The organism is Streptomyces sp. NRRL B-1347 (genome assembly GCF_000720325.1).
In the GTDB taxonomy this organism is placed as follows: Bacteria; Actinomycetota; Actinomycetes; order Streptomycetales; family Streptomycetaceae; genus Streptomyces.
In genome coordinates this window covers 1-6,383 of the sequence record NZ_JOJM01000166.1, presented here as the reverse complement: position 1 = coordinate 6,383, position 6,383 = coordinate 1, and the positions used below count along the sequence as shown (strand labels likewise).

At 72.8% G+C, this 6,383-nt stretch carries 1 pseudogene; it reads right to left on the bottom strand.

The features are described 5' to 3' along the window. Positions 1-6,383, bottom strand: a pseudogene (locus tag IG74_RS54000) (SDR family NAD(P)-dependent oxidoreductase); the annotation flags it as partial.

Here is a 6,383-nt window from a genome sequence, read left to right as displayed (position 1 = left end):
CCGACGGTCCTCCACCAACGCGTCCAGATAAGCGTTCGCCGCACCATAAGCAGCCTGACCACCACTGCCCCACACACCCGCGATCGACGAGAACACCACAAAGGCGTCCAGCTCACGATCACCCAGCAACGCGTCCAGGTTGACGGCACCGGCCACCTTGCCGGAGATCACAGCGGCAGCGTCGGCCACCGTCGTGTCGGCCAGCGGCCCCGCCGCATTGGCACCCGCCGCGTGAACCACCGCCGCAAGCGGATACTCCTCAGGCACGGCATCCAGCACCGCGGCCAACTGCTCACGGTCAGCCACATCACAGGCCACCACGGTCACCTGGGCACCCAGGGCCTCAAGTTCCGCACGCAGCTCGGGCGCACCCGGCGCCTCTCAGCAGCCTCACCGGCCCCGCCGGACAGCACGCCCACCAGCCGCGCGACCGCACGCTCATCCAGCACCTCGGGCAGATCAACCAGACCACCCCACAGCCCCGGCAGCTCCAGCGCGGCCACCCGGCCCAGCGCCCACACCATGGCCTGCGCCGGACGGCTGAGCCGCTCGGAACGGCCCACCGACACCGCGCCCCGCGTACCGCACCACAGCGCAGCCTCGATGCCCGTGTCCGCCATGGCTCGCACCAGGGTCAGCGTCAGGGCGAGACCACTGGGGAGCTCGGGGTGCCCGGGGCAGGGCTCCTCGTCCAGGGCGAGCAGCGACAACACGCCACCCACAGCGGATGCGTCGGCGACCGCCGCGCGCAGCCGCTCCCCCAGCGCCCCGGCGTCGAGGTCACGCTCGTCGGCCACCAGCGGCACCACATTGGCGCCATGGCGCCGGAGCCCGGCGACGGCCTCCGTCACCAACTCGTCCTCGGCACGCGTCGCCGGAACCACCACCAGCCACGTCCCCGACAGCGACCCACCGGCCACGTCCGAGACGGGCTTCCACGCCACGCGGTAGCGCCAGTTGTCGATCGTGGACCGGTCACGCCTGTTGCGGTGGTACGTGGACAGCGCGGGCAGCACCGCGCTCAGCGGCGTCTCGCCGTCACGTCGGCAGCTCGACCGTCCGCGCGCCGCGCCCGGCGAAGACGGACTCCCACTCCACCGAGGCTCCGTGGACGTGGAGTTCGGCCAGCGCCGCCGTCAGCGCCTGAACCTCCGGGCGGTCCTTGCGCAGCACCGGCACCACGGCCGAGGCCGCTGCCTCGTCCGCCGTCAGGCAGTCCCGCGCCATCGCGGACAGCACACCGTCGGGGCCGACCTCCAGGAACCTGGTGACGCCCTGGGCGCTGAGCGCCCGCATGCCGTCCGCGAACCGCACGGCCTCCCGGACATGGCGCACCCAGTACTCCGGCGAACACACCTCGTCCGCGCCCGCCGACTCACCGGTCACATTCGAGACCAGGGCGATGGCCGGTGCCTGGAAGGACAGACCGGTGACAACGTCACGGAAGTCGTCCAGCATCGCGTCCATACGGGGCGAGTGGAAGGCATGGCTGACCCGCAGGCGGCTCGTCTTGCGCCCCTGCTCCGACCACTGACCGGCAATCTCCAGTACGGCAGCCTCGTCGCCCGCGATCACCACGGCGGTCGGACCGTTGACAGCCGCGATACTCACCTCGGCCTCACGACCGACAAGCGATCCGGAGACCTCCTCCTCGGACGCCTCGATGGCGACCATCGCCCCACCCTCGGGCAGGGCCTGCATGAGACGGCCACGCGCGGCCACCAGCGTGCACGCGTCCTCAAGGGAGAACACCCCGGCCACATGCGCGGCAGCGATCTCACCAATGGAGTGGCCGATGAGCACGTCCGGGGTGACACCCCAGTGCTCAAGGAGCCGGAACAACGCCACTTCGATGGCGAAGAGCGCGGGCTGCGTGAACGCCGTCTGGTTCAGCAGCTCGGCGCCCGCGCCACCCTCGGCCGCGAACATCACGTCCTTCAGCGGACGGTCCAGTACGACGTCCAGGTGCGCGCACACCTCGTCCAGGGCGCGGGCGAACACCGGGAAGGCGTCGTACAACTCCCGACCCATACCCAGGCGCTGCGCACCCTGACCCGAGAACAGGAACGCCGTCCTGCCACCCGTTGCGGCCTGTCCCTGGACGACTCCCGAGGCGATGCCGCCCTCCGCGACGGCCCGCAGGCCGCGCAGCAGGGTCTCCCGGTCCTCGCCGACCAGCACGGCACGGTGCTCGAACACCGACCTGGCCGCCAGCGTGTGGCCGACGTCCAGCGCCTCGATGTCCTCGCGGGCCGCCACGTCCCCGTACAGCCGCTCGGCCTGCGCCCGCAGCGCCTCCCGGCTCTTCCCGGAGACCAGCCACGGCACCACGTCCGTCGACACCGGTGTCCCGGGCCCGGCCGCCTCCGAGGCCACGGCCTCTGCCAGCTCGGGGGCCTGCTCGATGATGGTGTGGGCGTTGGTTCCGCTGAGCCCGAACGAGGAGATGCCCGCCCGGCGCGGCTGCCCGGTCTCGGGCCACTCGGTGGCCTCCGTCAGCAGCCGCACCTCACCCGCCGACCAGTCCACCTGGCCCGACGGCTCATCCACGTGAAGGGTCTGCGGCAGCACACCGTGCCGCATCGCCATCACCATCTTGATGACACCGGCCACGCCCGCGGCGGCCTGCGTGTGACCGATGTTGCTCGACCGCGTCGACCTCGGCGGCGGACAGTCCGGCGCTGGCAAGCGCCTGCCGGATCACCCGCTGCTGCGACGGCCCGTTGGGCGCCGTAAGACCATTGCTGGCGCCGTCCTGGTTGATCGCGCTGCCGCGGACCACCGCAAGGACCGGGTGGCCGTTCCTGCGCGCGTCCGACAGCCGCTCGACCAGCAGCATGCCCACGCCCTCGGACCAGCCCGTGCCGTCCGCGCCCTCCGCGAACGGCTTGCAGCGGCCGTCGGGGGCCAGGCCACGCTGACGGCTGAACTCCACAAACGCGCCGGGTGTCGACATCACCGACACACCACCGGCGAGCGCCAGGTCGCACTCGCCCTGACGCAGCGCCTGCACCGCGAGATGCAGCGCGACGAGCGACGACGAACACGCCGTGTCCACCGTCACCGCGGGCCCCTCAAGGCCGAAGGTGTAGGAGATACGACCCGACACCACGCTGGCCGCGCTGCCCGTACCCACATGGCCACCGAAGTCCTCGACGGCGTCGAGCATGATCGTGGAGTAGTCCTGGCCGTTGGTGCCGACGAACACACCGGTACGGCTGCCACGCAGCGCGGCCGGTTTGACGCCCCCGTGTTCGAACGCCTCCCAGGACGTCTCAAGGAGCAGCCGCTGCTGCGGGTCCATGGCGAGCGCCTCGCGCGGCGAGATCCCGAAGAAGGTGGGGTCGAACTGGGGCGCCCCGTAGAGGAATCCGCCTTCGCGGGCGTAGAACGTGCCCGGGTGCTCGGGGTCCGGGTGGTACATGCCCTCGACGTCCCAGCCCCGGTCGCCGGGGAACCCGGCGATGCCGTCGCCGCCCTCGGCCAGGAGGCGCCACAGGTCCTGCGGGTTCTCCACGCCTCCGGGGAAGCGGCAGCTCATCGCCACGATCGCGATGGGGTCGTCGTCATCCGGCCGCACGCGGTGCGGGACCGCCGCCGTGGCGGCCCCGGCGTGGGCTCCGCCCAGCTCCTGCCGCAGCTGGTCGGCGAGCACCTCGGCAGTCGGGTAGTCGAAGATGAGGGTGGCGGGCAGGCTCAGACCGGTGGCCAGGTCGAGCCGGTTGCGCAGCTCGATGGCCGTGAGGGAGTCGAACCCGAGGTCCCGGAAGGCGCGGCCCGGCTCGACGGAGTCCGCCGAGAAGTGGCCGAGTGCCGAGGCCGCGTGGGTGCGGATGAGGTCAAGGAGGAGGAGGCGCTGTTCCTCGTCCGACTGTCCGGCCAGTTGTCCTCGCAGGTCATGGCCCGGTTCCGTCTGGCCGATGGTCCCGGCCGCGGCGGTCAGGAGCGCACGCGCCTCGGGGATGTCGCTGACGAGGGCGCTGGGGCCGGCGCTCAGCAGGGAGGCCATGCCGGTCCAGTCGATGTCGGCCACGACCAGCGCGGCTTCGTCATGGCCGGCGGCCCAGCCCAGGGCGTCCAGGGCCAGCGAGGGAGTCATGGGGGGCAGTGGCCCGCCGCGCGTCCGCTCCCCGGCTCGGCCGCTCGCGGCCATTCCGCTCTCGGCCCACGGGCCCCAGGCGACCGCGGTGGCGGCCAGGCCCTGGGCCCGGCGCCGCTGTGCCAGCGCGTCGAGGTAGGCGTTGGCCGCCGCGTAGGCGGCCTGGCCTGCGCCGCCGATGGCACCGGCGAACGAGGAGAACAGCACGAACGCGTCGAGCGGGAGCTCTGCGGTCAGCTCGTGCAGATGGCGCGCGCCCTCGGCCTTCGCGGCCAGGGTCCCGGCGAGTTGGCCGACGGTCAGGCCGTCGAGCACACCGTCGTCCAGGATGCCCGCCGCGTGCACGACGGCGGTCAGCGGATACCGCTCCGGTACGGCGGCCAGCACCTCGGCCAGGGCGTCCCGGTCGGCGGCGTCGCAGGCCACCACGGTCACTTCGGCGCCGAGTGCCTGGAGTTCCGCGGTGAGTTCGGAAACGCCGTCGGCCGACGGGCCTCGACGGCTCGTCAGCACCAGGTGTTCCGCGCCCTCGCGCACGGCCCAGCGCGCCACCTGGGCGCCCAGGGCGCCGGTGCCGCCGGTGATCAGCACCGAGCCCCGGGGGCGCCACACGCGCTCCGCCGACCCGTTGCCGACCGTGACGCGGGTCAGGCGCCGGGCGTACGCTCCGGATCCGCGTACCGCGACCTGGTCCTCGCCGTCTCCGAAGGACAGTGCCCAGGCCAGTCGCGCGGCGGCGCGCTCGTCCACGGTCTCGGGCAGATCGATCAGACCGCCCCAGATCCGGGGGTGCTCCAGGGCGGCCACCCGGCCGAGGCCCCAGCTCTCCGCCTGCACGGCGCTGGTGAGCTGGTCGGAACGGCCCACCGACACGGCACCTTGGGTGGCGCACCACAGCCGGGCGCGGATGTCCGCCTCGGCCAGGGCGCGCACCAGCGTCAGGGTCAGCGCGAGGCCGCGCGAGACCACCGGGTGCTCGGTGCAGGGCCGCTCGTCCACCCCCAGCAGGGACAGCACGCCGCCGAGCGCGGACGGCTCGGTGGCTGTGTCACGCAGTCGCGCGGCCAGCGCACCGGGGGCGAGATCGGCCTCGTCCGCCACCAGACGAACGACATCGGCGCCGTGCCGCTGGAGTGCGGCGGACACCGAGTCCGCGAACGCGTCGGCGACACCGGACGCGGGAACGACCATGAGCCAGGTACCCGACAGTGTGGCCGCGGGGGTCTCCGTGACCGGCTTCCACGAGATCCGGTAGCGCCAGCCGTCGACCGTGGCCCGGTCGCGCTGCTGACGGCGGTACGAGGTCAGCGCGGGCAGCAACTCGCCCAGCGAGCCGCTCCCGTCGACGTCCAGCGCCTTTGCCAGTGTCTCCAGGTCCTCGCGCTCCACCGCGTCCCAGAACCGCGCGTCCACGCCATCCACGGCGGAGGCGTCCGAGGCTCCGCCCGTGCCCTCCAGCCAGTAGCGCTGACGCTGGAAGGGGTACGTCGGCAGGTCCACCGTCCGTGCACCGCTCCCGGCGAAGACCTGCTCCCAGTCGACCGTCACACCGTGGACATGGGCCTCGGTCAGCGCGGCCATCAGGGCCTGGGCGTCGGGGCGTCCCTTGCGCAGGACCGGCACCACGGCCGGGGCCGAAGCGGCCTCGCCCGCCAGGCAGTCCCGCGCCATCGCCGAGAGCACGCCGTCGGGGCCCACCTCGATGTACGCGGTGACGCCCTGGGCCTGGAGGGAGCGAACGCCGTCGGCGAAGCGCACGGCCGCGCGCACATGCCGCACCCAGTACTCGGGGGAGCAGACATCGTCGGCCCCGACCGGCTCTCCGGTGACGTTGGAGACCAGGGCCAGGGTGGGAGTCTGGAAGGTCAGGTCCCGCGCGACCTTGCGGAAGTCGTCCAGCATCGCGTCCATGCGGGGCGAGTGGAAGGCGTGACTGACCCGCAGGCGGCTCGTCTTGCGCCCCTGCTCCGACCACTGACCGGCGATCTCCAGCACCGGCGCCTCGTCACCAGCGATGACAACGGCCGTCGGGCCGTTGACGGCCGCGATGCTCACCTCGGCCTCACGACCGGCCAGCGATCCGGCGACCTCCTCCTCCGACGCCTGGACGGCCACCATCGCACCGCCCTCCGGCAGCGCCTGCATCAACCGGCCACGGGCGGCCACCAGCGTGCACGCGTCCTCAAGGGAGAACACGCCCGCCACATGCGCGGCGGCGATCTCACCGATGGAGTGGCCGATCAGCACGTCCGGGGTGACACCCCAGTGCTCCAGGAGCCGGAAC